The 18,327-nt window shown below is 41.2% G+C and carries 10 protein-coding genes; 9 read left to right on the top strand and 1 reads right to left on the bottom strand.

The features are described from left to right. The first annotated feature begins 29 nt into the window (after nt 1-29). From AAH582_RS03255 to AAH582_RS03230, 6 genes are all read left to right on the top strand, one after another. Nucleotides 30-3,374: a SusC/RagA family TonB-linked outer membrane protein gene (locus tag AAH582_RS03255; RefSeq protein ID WP_343321199.1), complete on the top strand. Its 3,345-nt coding sequence runs from the start codon at nt 30-32 to the stop codon at nt 3,372-3,374. A 57-nt stretch (nt 3,375-3,431) separates the two neighbouring features. Then, complete coding sequence (locus tag AAH582_RS03250; RefSeq protein WP_343321198.1) at nt 3,432-4,952, top strand: RagB/SusD family nutrient uptake outer membrane protein; 1,521 nt, start codon at nt 3,432-3,434, stop codon at nt 4,950-4,952. Then, nucleotides 4,946-6,799 carry an alkaline phosphatase gene (locus AAH582_RS03245; RefSeq protein ID WP_343321197.1) on the top strand — a complete coding sequence of 618 codons (1,854 nt, stop codon included), beginning with the start codon at nt 4,946-4,948 and terminating at the stop codon, nt 6,797-6,799. Before AAH582_RS03250 ends, AAH582_RS03245 begins: the two co-directional genes overlap by 7 nt. Before the next feature lie 166 nt (nt 6,800-6,965). Then, complete coding sequence (locus AAH582_RS03240; protein ID WP_343321196.1) at nt 6,966-8,759, top strand: alpha-L-fucosidase; 1,794 nt, start codon at nt 6,966-6,968, stop codon at nt 8,757-8,759. Between the two features lie 240 nt (nt 8,760-8,999). After that, entirely contained in the window at nt 9,000-10,868 is a 1,869-nt protein-coding gene (locus AAH582_RS03235; protein WP_343321195.1) for a sensor histidine kinase, read from the top strand. A gap of 159 nt (nt 10,869-11,027) precedes the next feature. Then, nucleotides 11,028-11,435: a response regulator gene (locus tag AAH582_RS03230; protein WP_046672355.1), complete on the top strand. Its 408-nt coding sequence runs from the start codon at nt 11,028-11,030 to the stop codon at nt 11,433-11,435. Nucleotides 11,436-11,541: 106 nt separating this feature from the next. On the opposite strand, the gene AAH582_RS03225 is transcribed toward AAH582_RS03230, so the two are convergent. Beyond that, a complete protein-coding gene (locus AAH582_RS03225; RefSeq protein WP_343321194.1) occupies nt 11,542-13,317 on the bottom strand; it encodes an aminopeptidase P family protein in 1,776 nt (591 codons plus the stop codon). Between the two features lie 234 nt (nt 13,318-13,551). Here AAH582_RS03225 and dacB point away from each other — a divergent pair, with 234 nt between their 5' ends. The 3 genes from dacB to ruvA all read left to right on the top strand — a co-directional run bounded on the left by dacB (nt 13,552) and on the right by ruvA (nt 17,966). Next, entirely contained in the window at nt 13,552-14,976 is a 1,425-nt protein-coding gene (gene dacB, locus AAH582_RS03220; protein WP_343321193.1) for a D-alanyl-D-alanine carboxypeptidase/D-alanyl-D-alanine endopeptidase, read from the top strand. A 93-nt stretch (nt 14,977-15,069) separates the two neighbouring features. After that, on the top strand, nt 15,070-17,352 hold the full coding sequence (locus tag AAH582_RS03215) for an NADP-dependent malic enzyme (RefSeq protein ID WP_046672353.1): 2,283 nt from the start codon (nt 15,070-15,072) through the stop codon (nt 17,350-17,352). Between the two features lie 32 nt (nt 17,353-17,384). After that, nucleotides 17,385-17,966, top strand: coding sequence for a Holliday junction branch migration protein RuvA (gene ruvA, locus AAH582_RS03210; RefSeq protein WP_343321192.1), 582 nt, complete (start codon nt 17,385-17,387; stop codon nt 17,964-17,966). Nucleotides 17,967-18,327: the final 361 nt, after the last annotated feature.

Genomic DNA, 18,327 nt, shown 5'->3' with positions numbered 1-18,327 from the left:
GTAATTCATTACCTAATCATTACAAAAAAATGAAAACACCTGCATTCAAAAGAGAATTCTCTTTTTATCGGATCATGAAGTATCCCTGCATCGCATTTTCGATTACTTCGGTATTCTGCAGTTCATTGATGGCCTCCCCAAGCATGGCCCAACGTCTGGACAAAAGCAGTGTAAACATCAAAATAAGCAAGGGCGAGAAACTCGATGTGATTCTACACAAAATCGAGAGTCTTTCAGGCCTTCATTTTGTTTACAATCCTGATCTATTGCAAGAACGTAACACGGTCTTAAGCGGCAGTTTTAAAACTGAACCAGTTCGCTCTCTTTTGAATAAGCTTGGAATCAATGCGGTGGAAAAAGAGGACTATGTAATCTTGAACACACAAGCAAACATGAAGGCAGATCGTATCGTGACAGGTTTTGTACGGGACACATTGGGAACTGCAATCGCAGGTGTTTCTGTAAAAGTAGTTGGTACGCAGGTTGGAACGACAACAGATACAAAAGGAGCCTTCCGAATCGAGGCAGGACCGCAAGCTGTACTTTCTTTTTCGATGGTCGGATTCCATTCCAAGGAAGTCGCAGTTGGCGAAAATGAAGTTATTAATGTAACGCTAAGCGAAGAACGTTCGACCCTATCCGAAGTTGTTGTTGTTGGTTATGGAACGCAGAAAAAAGAGACATTAACGGGCGCTGTAAGCTTGGTTTCACTTGACAAATTATCGTCTAGGTCTGTCAACAGTGTTGGAGAAGTATTGGCCGGTAAATCACCAGGTGTTATTGTCACAAACGAAGGTGGTGACCCAACTGCTTCGCCCCGTATCAATATCCGCGGTGCTGGTGGTATCAATGGTGAAAGTGTACTCTATGTTATTGATGGTTCCATTTTCCTAGGTACTCCACAATTAAATCCCAACGACATTGAGTCTATTTCCGTATTAAAGGATGCTTCTGCAGCGATCTATGGTGCTAGAGCTTCTGGTGGTGTGGTACTGATCACCACTAAAAAAGGAAAAAAAGGACAGATGCAAATTAGCGTTGATGCCAAGTTAGGCCAACAAAGCGCTTGGCGAAAATTACAGCCGCTAAATGCCGAACAACGTGCCGAAGTCGCTGCAACAGCTGCAAAAAATGGTGGAACTACGATCCTACCTGCTTTTGATCCAGCCAAATACCCAGAGGGTCTAGTGACCAAAACAAACTGGATGGATGAAGTTTTTAGAAATGCAGCACTACAGGATTACAATGCTGCAATTAATGGTGGTAGCGAAAAATCTAGTTTTTACCTCAGTTTCAATTACCGCAACGCCGAAGGTATTGTCCTAAATACGAAAACCAAGCGCTATAATTTCCGGATAAATTCAGAACATCAACTCACCCCTTGGTTGAAAGTTGGTGAAAACTTATCCTACAGCAGTACCAATGGAAATGGCGCCAATACGAGTAGCGATTATACAGGAGCGCTATTGTCTGCCATTTATTATCCAACCAATGGAACCCCTTACAATGCAGACGGAAGCTTCGCCGGTCTACCAGGGCCATTCCCGGGCGATTACGGTGATATCATTAACCCTGTTGCCGAACTGATGCGCATCGACATCAACAATCCGGTCAATGTCCTTGTTGTCAATCCGTATGCGAGCATCCAATTGGCAAAAGGCTTAACATTCAGATCCAACTTAAGTATTACTAAATCAAACGCTAGATATAAAAGTTTTACACCACGACGTCCTGAAATAGGTAAACCCGTTTTGAGCAATAGTCTAGTTGAACGAGCTGATGATGCAAACGATATCCTTGCAGAACAAGTTTTAAATTACAAAACTTCTTTCGACAAGCATCAACTTGACCTAACCGGTGGTTATACCTTCCAAAAGACAAAAAACACCTATCTATATACTTCCGGGGCAGGCTTTGATGATGAGTCCAAACAATACCGTTATTTAACAAATGCCAATACCATTCAACCTTCAGAAAGTGGCTACGCTTCAACAGCAATATCCTCGCTATTCTTACGAGCAAACTACAGTTACAATGATAAATATTTATTATCGTTGATTGGTAGACGCGATGGGTCATCCATGTTGACAAAGGAAAATAGATTTAAAAACTACGCTTCTGCATCAGCAGGATGGGTAATCAGCAAAGAAGAGTTTTTAAAATCAGCAACCTGGTTAGATCAATTAAAATTACGCGGTAGCTATGGTATTTTAGGTAATCTCGGTAGTTTGTCAGCTGCAGCTGTCAACCCGCTACTAGCATCGACACAAAGTTATTTCGGTCAAACACCAACCTTACAAAAAGGATACGTACAAACGATTCTGGCCAACAAGAACCTCACTTGGGCAGAAAGTAAACAGACTAATATAGGTTTAGATTTGGGAATTTTCAACCATTTTAACTTAGTCGCCGATTATTTTATTAAGGAAACAAATAAAATGATCTTAACCCGTTCACTACCAGGTACAGCAGGCTTAAATAGTCAAACGATCAACGCGGGTTTAGTCAAAGACAGGGGTATTGAGCTAGGATTGACCTACAATAGTTCAAGAAATTCCGACTTTACATATTCCATCAATGCAACCTTAACCAAATTAAACAACAAGGTTGAAGAATTAGCACCGGGCTTGAACACCATTGCTGTGGGTACTAATTTCAGAAATGAATTGGCTCCGCTCTCTATTACCGTCGGTCAACCGCTCTACAGCTACTATGTGCTCAAAACAGATGGTATCTTCCAGAGTCAAGCCGAAGCTGATAATTACAAAAACGCCAATGGACAAAAAATTCAGCCGAATGCAAAAGCGGGAGATTTCAAATTTGTAGACATTGATGGCAATGGTTCAATCGGACCTGAAGATCGTTATTTTGCGGGCAGTGCATACCCGGATTTCTCTTATGGATTGAGCTTTAATGCGAATTATAAGGATTTTGATTTCAATATTTTTGCTCAGGGGGTTCAAGGCAACAAGCTTTTCAACGCTATCAAAAGAACAACGTATAGTGCAAGCGGCCCTTCTTACAATAAGTTAACGGGTATTTTGGATGCCTGGTCTCCAGAAAATCCAAACGGTAAAGTGCCAATCATTTCCACCTCAGATGCTAACGGAAACTTCAATGCATCTGATTTTTACATTGAAAACGGTTCTTACCTCCGCATTCGTAACGTTACATTAGGCTACACTTTACCAAAATCAATTGCAAGCAAATTTAAGACGGGTAACGTACGCATTTATGCAACGGCCAATAATCTGTTCACCATTACAAAATATACAGGTTTTGACCCAGAAATTGGGATGGATAACAATGGTCTTGATGTCGGCCGTTATCCACAAGCCCGAAGCTTTATTGTTGGTTTAAATGTCAATTTCTAATCTTAAAACAATGCAGATAAGTTATACTTATCTGCCCTAAAAAATAAAAAAAAAAAAATGAAAACGAATATAAAATACCTTGCAATAGCTGCACTAGCATTTTTTGCATCGTGCAACAAACAGTTAGATATAACGCCAGAGGGCTCCCCGTCTGCACAGAATTTCTGGAAAACGGAACAAGATGCGATCAAAGCAGAAGCTGGTATGTATGAAAAGTACAACGAAGAGGATTATTATGGTCGTGGAATGTTCTGGTTTATTAATGCCAGTGACGACATGGTGACCGGACGTAACAAACCCGAAGCCGACAATATCAAAAATTTCAACCGCAATTACATCGGTGGCGGTTATACAGAATCGCAATGGAGCATGCGTTATGCGATTATAAAAAGGGCCAACGATATTATTGTGAATGTTCCCAATATCTCCATGGATGAAGCTCGAAAAAAACAGATCATTGGTGACGCCTATTTCAATGCAGGCCTGGTTTATTTTCAGCTCGCCGCAAACTATGGTAACGACAAAGCGGGTGTTCCTATTGTTACACCTGAAACAGATGCTTCCGTTCCGGTAGCCAGAGCCAACAACGTTAATGAAAACTACGATTACATCATTTCACTGCTATTAAAAGCGGCCGACAACCTTCCTTATTTTTCTGAGATGAAGGATACCGATTATGGTAAAGCCCACAAAACAGCTGCATGGGCCTATTTATCAAAAGTGTATCTGTACAAAAAAGATTATACCAATGCAGCGAAGTACGCGGATATGGTGATCAGTTCGGGCAAACATGAATTATTGACCAACTTTGTGGATGTGTTTAAAGCCGCCAACAACTGGTCCAAAGAATATATCTGGTCGGTGGTCTGTACACCTAATGGTGGCGGTACTGGCTGGGGCAGCAAACTTCCAGGTGTGATGTTGACCAACAAAGCTTGGGGAATTTACAACGGCTGGGGTTACTATCTGCCGACAAAAGAACTTTACGATTCTTTTGAAACAGGTGACTTGCGTCGTGAAGCAACAATCTTGAAACCAGGAGACAAATTCCAGTTTTTTGGCGCAGAACGTACATTTACTAAAGACGGTGGCGCGACTTCGAACTATCAGTTCAAAAAGTACATGGAACCATTTTCATATGCCAACCCTATTCCAACACATGTCAATCCAAATGGTGACAACGGCACTACAGACCTCAATGTACCCTTGATGCGTTATGCCGAAGTATTATTGATTAAAGCTGAGGCGGCCATTAATTTAAATGGCGCTGGTGCTGGTGATACCGAATTAAATAAAATTAGAAAAAGAGCTGGTTTAATCGCAAAAAGCGGAATGACCCTCGTAGACCTAAAACGTGAGCGCCGCAATGAACTTGCTGGTGAATGGGCAGACCGTCACCGCGATTTGGTCAGATGGGGCGATGCGCAAGCTACCTATGCCAAACCGCTACACGATTTTGATGGTGCTGTAATTTGGCCGGCTAGAAATTTCAATCCGCAAGTACATGATGTCTGGGCAGTTCCACAACGCGAGATCGACAACAGTTCCGGCGTCATTAAACAAAATGCAGGATGGTAAAAAACACTAAATTAATGTGGCTGTTATTTGCCGGCCTAAGCATTCAGTCAGTTTCTGCACAACAGAAACTGACTGCCAATGCAGGTCATAGCCACAATGATTACAAACAACAAATTCCGCTGTTGGAGGCTTACTATGCTGGAATGGGCTCTATCGAAGCGGACGTCTTCTACCGCAATGGAGAGCTCTACGTTGCTCATGAAAGCAGCGAAATCAAACCAGGGAAGACGTTAAAAAAACTTTACATCGACCCTTTAATTGCCTTCTTTAAGGAGAACGGCAATAAACCTTATGCCAAACCTGAGCAAACCTTGCAGCTTGTGATTGATATTAAGGAAAATTACGAACAGGTATTGTCTAAATTGTTAGCCGATTTGAAGGGCAACGAATCTGTTTTCGACCAGCAGAAAAATCCTTCCGCCATTAAAATCGTCGTCAGCGGTGAAATCCCACCGCCCGAAAAGTTCGACAATTATCCATCGATGATTTATTTTGATGGTAGGCCGGAAAAAGACTATACGCCGGCACAGCTCAAACATATTGGGATGATCAGTCAGGATATTAAGCAGTATTCTGTCTGGAATGGCAAAGGGACTCCCACTCCGCCCGACCTTGAAAAGATGAAATCTGTAATAGACAAAGCGCATAAATTAGGTAAACCCTTTCGTTTTTGGGCTACGAAAGATAGTCCCAATAGTTGGAAAGAGCTTGGTCATATGGGGGTAGACTGGATCAATACAGACCACCCTACTGCACTTAAGAATTTCTATTTAAACAACGCTAAAGTCGAATACGCAAATCCAAAGGCCTACATTCCCTATCAGCCAACCTATAAAAATGATGGTGCAACGAGCAAGGTCAAGAATGTTATTTTACTTATTGGTGATGGAATGGGCTTAGCCCAAATACAAGCAGGTTTAAGTGCCAATTTTGGTCAGTCCAATATCATCAATATGAAACATATTGGTCTTTCGCGCACCGAAGCATCCAACTCGGATTTTACAGACTCCGCTGCGGGCGGGACAGCTTTGGCTACTGGACATAAAACCAATAACCGTTACATTGGCGTGGATGCAGACGGTAAATTGTTGAGCGCTATTCCTGATACACTTGCTCAACACGGGATCAAAAGCGGTATCATCAGTGCGGGAGATATTACAGATGCTACTCCGGCTGCATTTTATGCACATCAGATCGATCGGACCATGTCGCAGGAAATTGCGGCAGATTTCAAAAATAGCCATGTGGATATTCTCGTTGGATCCCGTCGCGAAAGCTTCCTCAACAACAAGGATAACACGCTGATGAAGCAACTGACAGCAAAAGGTTATCAGCTTCAGCAAAATTTAGGTGATTTTGAAAAAGCGACATCAGGCAAACAGCTCGTACTCCTGGCGGATTCTGCGACAAGAAGAATACTCGATGGACGGGGAGAAATGCTAAAAACTTCCCTCTCAAAAACGATTGAGCTTTTGTCTAAAAATAAAAATGGCTTCTTTATCATGGCCGAGGGTGCACAGATTGACTATGGAGCCCATGCCAACGATCTCCCTTATGTTGTTACCGAACAGCATGACTTTGATCGGCTTGTCGGGGAAGCCCTAAAATTTGCGGATCAAGATGGTGAAACACTCGTCATTGTCACGGCAGATCACGAAACGGGAGGACTATCCCTGTTGGATGCCAATTATAAAAAGGGAACTGTTAGGGGCAATTTCAGCAGCGATGATCATACCAATATTATGGTACCTGTCTTTGCTTATGGACCAGGTGCGCAAAATTTTATTGGCATCTACAACAATACAGCCGTTTTTAAAAAGATTATCCAGGCCTTTAACTTGAAATAATCGCGTTAAAGCTTTAATACTAAACAAAGACCCTTCGTTTAAATACGAAGGGTTTTCAATTTTTTCAAAAACTACACTCCATACCTCACAGCCACTTCAAAACCGATTTAAGGATCGATATTCGATTTTTTGCCTATCTTGTAAGTCAAAAAACAGAACAACCTTTATGATACCATCAATCAAGCGACTACTGATTCTGTCATTATTGCTATTCAGTATTTCGGCCAAACTATTTGCACAAACTTCTGAAAAAGCCTCATGGTTTAAAGATGCCCGCTTTGGCATGTTCATTCATTGGGGACTATACAGTGCTGCTGAAGGCATGTGGAAGGGCGAACCTTTGCGTTATATGAATAACTATGCCGAGTGGTTAAGATATCGCAACCGCGTCTCCAAAGAAGAATACGGTACCTTGGCAAAACGTTTCGACTGGAGTAAAATAGATCCTGAGCAATGGGTTCTTCTAGCAAAAGAAGCTGGGATGAAATACATTATCATCACCGCCAAACATCACGATGGTGTTGCTCTTTGGGACACAAAAGTTGGTCATTATAGCCTTCCACAATTGAGTGGTTCCAATCGGGATGTCATCAAAGATATTGCAGTAGCCTGTAGAAAGCACGGCATGAAATTGGGTTTTTATTATTCACATTGGATTGACTGGGAACATCCATACGGTTGGAACCATCAGCAGGAGCTGTCGGGACATGTTACCGATGCCCAATACAATCAATATTGGCAAGAAAAAGTCATCCCTCAACTGCGCGAACTGATGACCAATTATGGCGATATTGCATTGATATGGTTCGACATGTGGATCCCTTATCAAAAATCTATTATTAAAAAAGAACAATTACTTCAAGTTGTCAAACTTATCCGTGAACTTCAACCTAATTGCCTGATTAATTCACGTCTAGGTCTTCCTACGGATGCAGAGAATGTGGATTTCGAGACATTAGGTGACAACCAATTTGGCAGCAATTATATTAACCATCCCTGGGAAACCCCTGGGACGATTGCCCATTCTTGGGGATACAATGGCCAGGAAAATGAATGGAAATCAACCAGTCAAATTTTCCAGTCCTTAATCTCCAATGTAAGTCTCAACGGCGGGTTCACCTTAAATATCGGACCACGTGCCAATGGAACAGTGCCCTACGAAAGTGTCAGTCGTCTGCACGAAGTCGGAAATTGGCTAAACACATACGGAGAAGGCATCTACGGCAGCACCGGCCTTGATCTAAAAAACAACCAGTTCGATTGGGGTTACCTGACAACCAAAAAAGAAGGGCAAAAAACAGTCGTGTATGCACACGTCTTTAATTGGCCCTTAGACCATACACTTCGGATTACAGGAATCAAATCGACACCAGAACAGGTTTCCCTGATGAAGGGAAGTGTATCAACGGCACTAAAATTTGATCAGAGTCTCAGTTTAATCCATATCCAATTGCCTGACGCGCAGCCGGATCATTATGTTTCAGAAGTTAAATTAACCTTTAATGGGCCGGTGGAACTAGACAAAAATACGGTCTCAGAATCAACCTTTGGTGGCTTTTCATTGAAATCAACCAATAGCCTGAACCAAGGACTCAAAATTGTACGCTATAACGGCAAAAATCCAACGCATGCGATCCTGACGGGGGATACTAAGATCGATTGGGAGGTAACCATCCCCGAAGCTGGCGTCTACTCACTCGATTTTTCAGCACATAATCCCAATAAAGAAAACAGTGTTTTTGAAGTCAGCACGACCAATCAGCGGTTGGAAGGAAGTTTTGCTCCTACAAACAAAATGGTGGTCGAGCCCAATGAAAACAATTATACAGAAGAATTTGTCGAAAACCGCATCGGCAAATTTAAATTCGATAAGCCCGGAAAGTATATCATCACCTTTAATAGTAAACAAGTACAACCACTTTGGTTCAACTGGATGTGGCTAGAAAAAATTAAGAATTAGACAGAAGGTCTTAGGCACAGAAGAGGTAAAATACTAGCAGGTATATTGTTATGTATGCATAACAATATACCTGCTAGTATTTTATATAAAAAGTTACATATTTTAATATTTATTTATTATTTTGGGGTAAAAGTTACCAATTTTGCAAATTAAGTACTCAATGAGTTGCTTATACTTTTAAATGAGAAAATTAACCCTAAATATGGTTGAATAATGCATCAGCAGCGGGACTCTTTATCTATGCTTTTTGATCAAACTGTAAATACAAGGTTGGAGGGAACAATCACGACCACAGATGATGGCACTATTTTACTATTCAACAAAAGGGCTCAAGAACTTTTAGACCTCGATAGTACGGCAGATACCTACAAAATACATCAATTAATTACGTTTTACAGAGCAGATGATCTTTCGGTATTGTCGCCTTCAGAAACGCCATTTTTTACTGCTCTTTCCAAAAACCAAGACCAAAATGAAATTATCCTAGGACGAAAAAAGGATCAAGAGTTTAAATGGTATCAATTCGATGTTCATGTTATGATAGAAGACAATAAAAAAGGTCTTTTAATTTCATTAATAGATGTATCGAAATTGGTCAATAAAAACCGCGTCCTGGAAGATAAGCAACACCAACTTCAATTGCTTGTTGCCTCATTAAATGATCTCGTATTTGAGGTAACCGATGCCGGGGTATTTAAAAACTACTGGACCAACAATCCAGATCTCTTGTTCTACAGTCCCGAAGAATTTCTAAACAAGAGTCTCACAGAACTCTTTCCGCCAGATCTTGCTATACCCACTGTCCAATTAATACAAAATTCATTAAAATTGGACCGCGAACTTAAGATGGATTTTCAATCCAATTTAAACGAGCACAAGGACAAATGGTATCGTTTACAGATTAAACCCATACATAGGGCTCAGAACCGGGTAGCCCTGGTTATTTCCGACATTACAAAACAAGTCGAGTCCAATGAAAAAAGTAAATTCAATGAACACAAGTTTAATCAAGCATTTTATTTATCAGGTCTGGGAATTTCATTGACAAGTCTCGAAGGCTACTCCATAGAATCCAATAATATGTTAACCAAAATTCTTGGTTATTCGCATGAAGAAATGTCGAAAACCAAGTTTACTGATAGGACGCACCCCGATGATATAAACAAAGATGTTGAACTTAGAGAAAAACTTGTCAGGGGTGAAATCGACGCATTTACGCTTCAAAAACGCTATATACATAAATTAGGCCATTTTGTATGGTGTTCTGTAACGGTTGCGGCAGTTTTTGATAATACCAATACCGCACAATTTCTCATCGTCCAGGTTCAGGATATTTCCGAATCAAAAAAGAATATCGAAATCCTAAAAAGGCAAAAAATTGAATCGGATTTAGTCAAAATAGATCTTGAAACCAAAATACGGCAACTGGAAGAATTTGCGAACATCCTCGCTCATGACCTAAAAGGCCCACTCAGCAATATACAGATGCTTATTGCCGAAATTAAGTTAACGCATGATGAAAAAATAAAGGCTGATTTTATGAACCTGCTGCATACTAGCAGTGACGATCTGACTGAAACGTTACATAATTTGGACGGAATACTTGATATCAAATCAAACAATTCACTGATTTATGAACAATGTAATTTTTTAGATATATTCAAAAAAGTGCAGCAGCAATTTATGGAAGAAATACAGCAAAAAAATGCAATAATTTCCATCGAATTCAATGTAAAAGACATTTATTATCCTAAGATTTATCTGGAAAGTATTTTCAGCAACCTCATCAGTAATGCGCTCCGATTTACAGCGACAGACCGAGCCCCTAAGATCGAAATACATACGCATCAGGAACAAGAAGGAACGTTATTAACGGTTAAAGACAACGGATTGGGTATTAACTTGCCAAAATACAAATCGGAGCTGTTTATGTTCAAAAAGGTTTTTCACCGTGGATTTGAGAGTAAAGGTGTCGGATTGTTCCTCATTAGATATCAGATCGAATCATTGGGCGGAAAGATCGATGTACAAAGTAAAATCGATTCGGGTAGCACCTTTTATGTCAAATTTTTAGAAAAAGCATATACAGATCCGCTGATACAGCTATAATAAAAAATCAGCGTTCAATCCTGTTAGCAGAAAATAACTGCTACGATCCTGGACAGCGTGATCTCATAAATAAAAGAGTGAAAGAAAAACTGCGCTGTCAATCAAAACGAAGATGAGGTTTATTGACACGATGAAAAACAATTATTAATCAAAAAGACCATGACTCCTGAAACCAAAAGAACGATCATTCTCATTGATGATAATGCCATTTTACGGACTATTTTCGCCCATATGCTACAGGGATTTACCGAATACGAGATTGACTTTCATTCCTTCCAAAATGCCCTGGACGCATTGGATTTTTTGGATAACAATGACCTCAGCCAGTCGTTGATGCCAGCAATACTCTTTGTGGACATCAATATGCCATTTATGACTGGTTGGGAGTTAATGGATGTGCTTGAAAACCGGACCGACTTCATCAAGCAAACCAACATTTTTATTGTCAGTTCCTCCACGAGCAAAAACGATCAGGAGCAACTGGCAAATTACCCTTTTATAAGCGGTTTTATTCTGAAACCTTTTGGAAAAGAATCCATTTATGAGATTTTGAAAAAACCCGATTAAAAAAAGGCCCCCCAAACCTTTTTTACCTAATGAGTGGGGGGCCGTTTATGTTGGCAACTTCGTGTTGTGCCCAGCGGATAACCACTGTCGTTATCTCTTTTGAGTGTTAAATCGCCTGGCACTTGTCTGCCAACCAATTCTTTTCCTCAGCAGTAAGATGAGTCGATAATTGATCAAACACCCACTGATTATAGTTATTCAACCAAGCAATATGTTTCTTATCCAATAGGGATTTTTCGATTAAATCAGTTGCGATATAACATATTGTTAGTGTCTCAAAATCCAGAAAGTCTCCAAATTCGGAAGAACCCGCTTTACGGGTCAACACAAGGTTTTCAATGCGGATACCATGTTTGCCTACGCGATACAATCCGGGCTCGATCGATGTAATCATCCCTGGTTCAACAGCAACATCTATTGCAGCTGCATTGAACACTTGCGGCCCCTCGTGAACGTTTAGGAAGAAACCGACGCCATGTCCTGTACCATGTCCATAATTGCGTAATGTTTCCCACAATGGGCGACGCGTAATGGCATCGATCTGGTAGCCGCGGGTTCCAGTAGGGAAAATGGCCTGAGAGCCTTCTATTGTTCCCTTGAGTACAAGCGTATAATCCTCTTTTTCCTCCTGCGTAAGACCACCAAGCGTTACCACCCTTGTAATATCCGTTGTACCAGTAGTATATTGTCCGCCAGAATCGACCAATAGTAAACCTTTAGGTTGTAATATATAGTTCGATTTTTCATTGGCTGAATAATGCGGTAGGGCACCGTGATCCAAGTATCCCGCAATTGTCGTGAATGAGACGTCGACAAAACCATCTTGACTTTCGCGAAATCCACGTAATTTCTCCGCAATAGATAATTCGGAAAGCTCACCAGAGGAGACATTTTCTTCCAACCATTTGAAGAAACGCGTCAACGCTATACCGTCTTTCACAAAGGTATGGCGGTTATTTTCAACTTCAACCTTGTTCTTAATCGCTTTTAAACTTGTCGAGGGGTTTATTTTCTCAACAATCTTAACCTGTTTAGGTATGCTATCGTAAACAGCAAAACAGGTACGTTTAGGATCAATTAAAATTGAAGCAACATCCAATGAAGGAATCGCTTTAAAAATATCTTCATAAGCCGAAACACTTACTCCATAGCCTTTAAGTTCTTCAGTTGCCTGAGTTGTCAACTTCGAAGGTTCGATATAAAGCGTTGCATTTTCTGGGGTAATAAATACAAATCCCAAAACAACAGGGTTACATGGTACATCTTGACCACGGATGTTTAATAACCAGGCCAAGTCATCCAAAGATGAGATCAGATGAGCTTCCGTTCTATTCTTTTTCATCTCCGCACGAACAGCTTCAATTTTAGAAACCGTCGACTGTCCCGTAATATTTTCACCCAGCAGGTAGGCCTGTGCCTTAGGCAGCGCTGGTCGTCCTTCCCATAATGACGACAACAGGTCAACATGACCATCTACTTTGATCTCCAAAGGCTCCAAAGTATGCTGAACAGATTGAGCCACTAATAAAGAAGCGAGATTGCCGTCAAAAGCAACTTTAGCACCAGCGCCCAACTGTTCGCCCAACCAATCTGCATACTCCGCTGCACCTTGCACTTTCAATTTCACCAATTCAAAGCCTGTTCCCGCCAATTGCTCTGCTGCTTGGACAAAATAACGAGAATCGGTCCAAAGGCCGGCAAAATCCTGTGTGATTGCCAACGTCCCTGCTGATCCGGTAAAACCAGACGCCCAGGCAATACATTTATAACGCTCCGGTAGATATTCACTAATATGAGGATCTGAAGATGGAATGATATATCCATCGATTCCCTGAACCTTCATCGCCTCACGAATGGCAGCTAATTTTTCGATATGCTTCATGTCGTCTATACAATTTTATGCAAGTTAGGATTTTTTAGGGTCGAATGCCTAACTTTAAGCCAAATAAAACAAACGAACTACAGCGGACGCTTTTCCCTAAAATTGGCAGCGTCCCAGTAATGACAATACATCCAAAGGAATATCCATGATTTTCAAACACGAATAAAAAATAACCGTGTCAACAAGCTTATCGAAGATAAGCTGGATATACCATAGGACTATAAAACATGATATATGAACCAATTTGTGCTAAGTGCCATTGCTTTTTCTGCCTACACGTTAACGACCGTTGCTACGCCAGTATATGCGCAGGATCTTCGTAGTAAAATTCAGGATGCATTCACGCAATTTCAAAATCAGGAAAACCTCAGAAATGGTTTGAGCTCATTGACCGTTTTCGACGCAAAAACAGGCCAGACTGTATTCGCAGCAAATGAGAACGTCGGATTGGCGACCGCCTCCACCATGAAGGTCATCACTTCGGCTACGGCCTTGGACTTCCTGGGCAAGAATTTTCAGTTCAAAACAACCCTGTATTATACAGGTGAAATCGATGAGAACGGAGTGTTAAACGGAAATATTATAGTGACAGGTACGGGAGATCCTACCCTCGGCAGCGCCCGCTACCCGGAGACTCAAGCAACAACGATACTGAACAAGTGGCTTACAGCAGTCCAGAATGCCGGTATTAAAAGTATAAATGGCGCAATCATCGCCGATGACCGGCTTTACAATGGCAACCAGCTTCCAGGGGGCTGGATCTGGACCGACATGGGCAATTACTATGGTGCTGGAATTTCTTCCCTCAATTGGTGTGAAAATGCCTTTGGCATAAATTTTCTGCCAAGCACCAAAGTCGGAGCTAAAGCTGAAATCGCCAATTACACAACACCAGTTCCGTATCTGGAAATTATCAATGAAACGACCACAGGCAAAACAGGAAGTGGTGACAATGTGTACGCCTACGCTGCCCCCTATTCAACCAAGATATTTGTGCGCGGCACCTATGGACAGGACCTCAAGAAAACAATCGAGCTCTCTTCGCCAGACCCGGCCTATGATCTCGCTTATCAATTAAATGAAGTACTAAGTAACAACGGTATTACCGCCAGCGAACTACCTGCTACCGGGACCAAGATGGATTCAGTTGATATTTCAAAAAAACAGACCCTCGATATCCATTTATCTCCGACCTTAGATAAAATCGTCTACTGGTTTAACCAAAAGAGTATCAACCTTTACGGGGAGGCCTTGTTGAAAGCGATTGCTTATACAACAGCTGGGAAAACGGGCACCGAAGATGGCGCGTATTATGTACAAAAATATTGGAATGCCAAATTAGGCATAAAATCCAGTGAACTCAATAGTATGGACGGTTCGGGACTCTCGCCTCAAAATCGAGTGACTACATCAGCGATGAATAAGATTATGCAGTATGCACAAAAACAGAGTTGGTATCCTGCCTTCTACGAAAGTCTTCCCACCTATAACAATATGAAGATGAAAAGTGGAACAATTGGCGGCGTACTTGGTTATACAGGTGTGCATACCAATAAAACAGGGCAGTCGTTTACTTATACTTTACTGGTCAACAACTATGCAGGAGCGGCGTCCAGCATGCGTCAGCAAATGTTTAAACTATTGGATGTCCTGAAGTAACATATTATTGTCTAATTATAATAAGATATTGGCAAATATTTCCAATTATCAAAAAGAATGATAGATTTGTAGCCTTAAATTAATAAAATCGTAATGAGTAACACTAATCGTAAACAGGCAGCATTAAACTACCACGCAATGGGTAGACCTGGTAAAATAGCTGTTGTTCCGACCAAACCAACAAATTCGCAAAGAGACTTATCATTAGCATACTCTCCTGGTGTAGCGGAGCCATGTTTGGCTATTGCTGAGAACAAAGAAGATGCTTATAAATATACTGCAAAAGGAAACCTTGTTGCTGTGATCAGTAATGGTACAGCAGTATTGGGCTTAGGCGATATCGGCGCCCAAGCTGGTAAACCAGTCATGGAAGGTAAAGGTTTATTATTCAAAATTTTTGCCGACATTGATGTATTTGACATTGAAGTGGACACCAAAAATGTCGATGAATTCGTCAATATCGTTAAAGCATTGGAGCCTACTTTTGGAGGTATCAACCTCGAAGATATCAAAGCACCAGAATGTTTTGAAATCGAACGCCGTCTAAAAGAAGAAATGAACATCCCGGTGATGCACGATGACCAACATGGAACTGCAATCATCTCAGGTGCAGCATTGATCAATGCCTGTGAAATTATCGGTAAAGATATTTCAAAAGTAAAAATCGTCGTAAATGGTGCTGGAGCAGCTGCAATGTCATGTACGGCAATGTATATTTCTGTAGGTGCCAGCAAAGAAAATATTGTGATGCTGGATAGCAAAGGTGTAATCCGTACGGATAGAGAAAATCTAGACAGTATGAAAGCACAATATGCAACAGATCGCGATATTCGCACCCTAGCAGATGCGGTAAAAGATTCAGATGTATTTATCGGTCTATCGGCAGCAGACGTCATGTCGGCAGAAATGTTGTTATCGATGGCTCCAAACCCAATTGTATTGGCGATGGCAAATCCAAATCCTGAGATTGCTTACGATCTGGCGATGGCAACACGTAACGATATTATCATGGGTACGGGTCGTTCAGACTATCCTAACCAAGTAAACAATGTATTGGGTTTCCCCTATATATTCCGTGGTGCTTTAGACGTACGTGCAACTGCAATTAACGAGGAAATGAAAATTGCTGCAGTGCGTGCAATTGCAGACTTGGCGAAACAACCTGTTCCAGAAGAAGTAAATCAAGCCTATAACACCAGCAATTTAAAATTCTCGGAAGAGTATATCATTCCAAAACCTACCGATCCGCGTTTGATCACTGAAGTTTCCATGGCTGTTGCAAAAGCTGCCATCGCATCAGGTGTAGCACAGACCGTAATCGAAGACTGGGATCAATACAGCGACGCTTTACGTAAACGTCTGGGTAAAGATGATGCGATTATGCGCAATTTGACCATGGCTGCTAAAAGAGATCCTAAACGTGTTGTTTTTGCAGAAGCAGACAATTACAAAACGTTGCGTGCAGCACAGATTGTTAAAGAAGAAGGCATCGCTATTCCAATTCTTTTGGGTAGAAAAGATAAAATCGAACGTCTAATCAAAGAATATGCTTTTGAACTGGATGGCCTTGAAATTATCGACCCGGTTGCTGAAGTAGATGGCGAAACGGAGCGCTCGAAGAAATTTATTGAGCATCTTTATAGCAAAAGACAACGTCGTGGTATTTCAAAATACGACGCTCGTAAGTTGATGTACGATCGTAACTATTTTGGTGCCTCTTTAGTGGAATTTGGCGAAGCTGACACCCTAATTTCCGGTATGACCAAAAATTATGCAAATACAATCCGTCCGGCATTGCATGTAATCGGTGCTAAGCCAGGCAGCCGTGTGGCGGGTATGTACATGATGTTAACCAAAAAAGGACCAATCTTCATGGGCGATACAACCGTAAATGAAGACCCTACAGCACAAGAATTGGCAGACATTACCCTGTTACTGGATAAAGCTGTGAAACGTATGAACATTCAGCCACGTATTGCATTACTATCTTACTCTAATTTTGGTTCAAGTGAAGGAAAAACGCCAACAAAAGTAAGAGCAGCAGCGCAGATTCTACACGATCAACATCCAGAGATTATTGCTGATGGTGATTTACAAGCAAACTTCGCCTTGAACAGCGAAATGTTGACCGCAAACTTCCCATTCAGCTGCTTGAATGGAAAATCGGCGAATACACTTGTATTCCCTAATTTGGAGTCCGGAAATATCGCTTATAAATTATTGCAAGAAGTTGGTGAAGCTGAGGCTGTAGGTCCAATCCTTTTGGGTATGAACAAACCAATTCACGTATTGCAATTGGATAGCTCGGTGCGCGAAATCGTCAATATGGTTACCATTGCCGTAGTAGATGTACAAGCACATCTTAAAAATTTATAGAATAGCTTAAAATCTTCCTATATTCGTATACTATGTACGAATATTTCAATGGAAAATTAGCATATAAAGCCCCCACTCATGTTGTTATCGATGTGAGTGGGATTGGTTATTATGTCCACATCTCGCTCTATACCTTCTCCCAAATCAAGGATCAGCAAAACTGTAAACTATTTATTTCACTTCAAGTTCGGGAAGACTCACACACGCTTTATGGCTTTGCAACTGAAGGCGAGAAAAAATTATTCGAAAATTTGATCTCTGTTTCCGGTATTGGCCCCAATACAGGCCGTATGATCCTATCGTCAAACACACCCGATGAGATCCAGTCTGCCATCGTCAATGGCCAGGTTGCCCTCATTCAAAAGATTAAAGGAATTGGTCCTAAAACAGCACAACGTCTTATACTGGAACTTCAGGATAAATTAAAAAAACAGGGCTTCGAAGCTTTGGCATCCCCGATCCAATCCCAATCAGTTCCGGACGAAGCATTGTCAGCACTAGTGATGCTCGGATTCAACAAAGTCGCGGCAGAGAAGGTGCTAAATACCATTTTAAAGACCGAAAGCAATCTTTCCGTAGAGGATATGATCAAATTAGCGTTGAAACGACTTTAATGCATAAACATTTGCTGAACATATCCGATATTAATCATTAGATAAAGGATACGTGCTGTTCATGCTGTAGCCTAAAAGATATAAGGAACCTTCGGGTTCCTTTGTCATTTCCCGAACCTCAGTTTTACAATAAATCGAGGACTAAAAAGGAAGCATCACGACAGCGATTTATTCTTTACAAAGGCGTAGCCCTTTCCTTCTTTTCGCTTTGGTTTTTAGATACAGCAAACGGGCATTAAATAGGGATCAAATGTCGTCTTTTGACACTGTTTATTCAGTGCTTGTTCAGTGATTGTTCAGTGCTTGCTCAGTGATTAGTCAGTGAAGACTGAATAAGCACTGAGTAAGTACTGTCTAAAAA

The sequence above is a fragment of the Sphingobacterium multivorum genome (assembly GCF_039511225.1).
GTDB lineage: Bacteria > Bacteroidota > Bacteroidia > Sphingobacteriales > Sphingobacteriaceae > Sphingobacterium.
The sequence above is the reverse complement of the archived record's forward strand: the minus strand, read 5'-3'. Positions and strand labels throughout refer to the sequence as shown.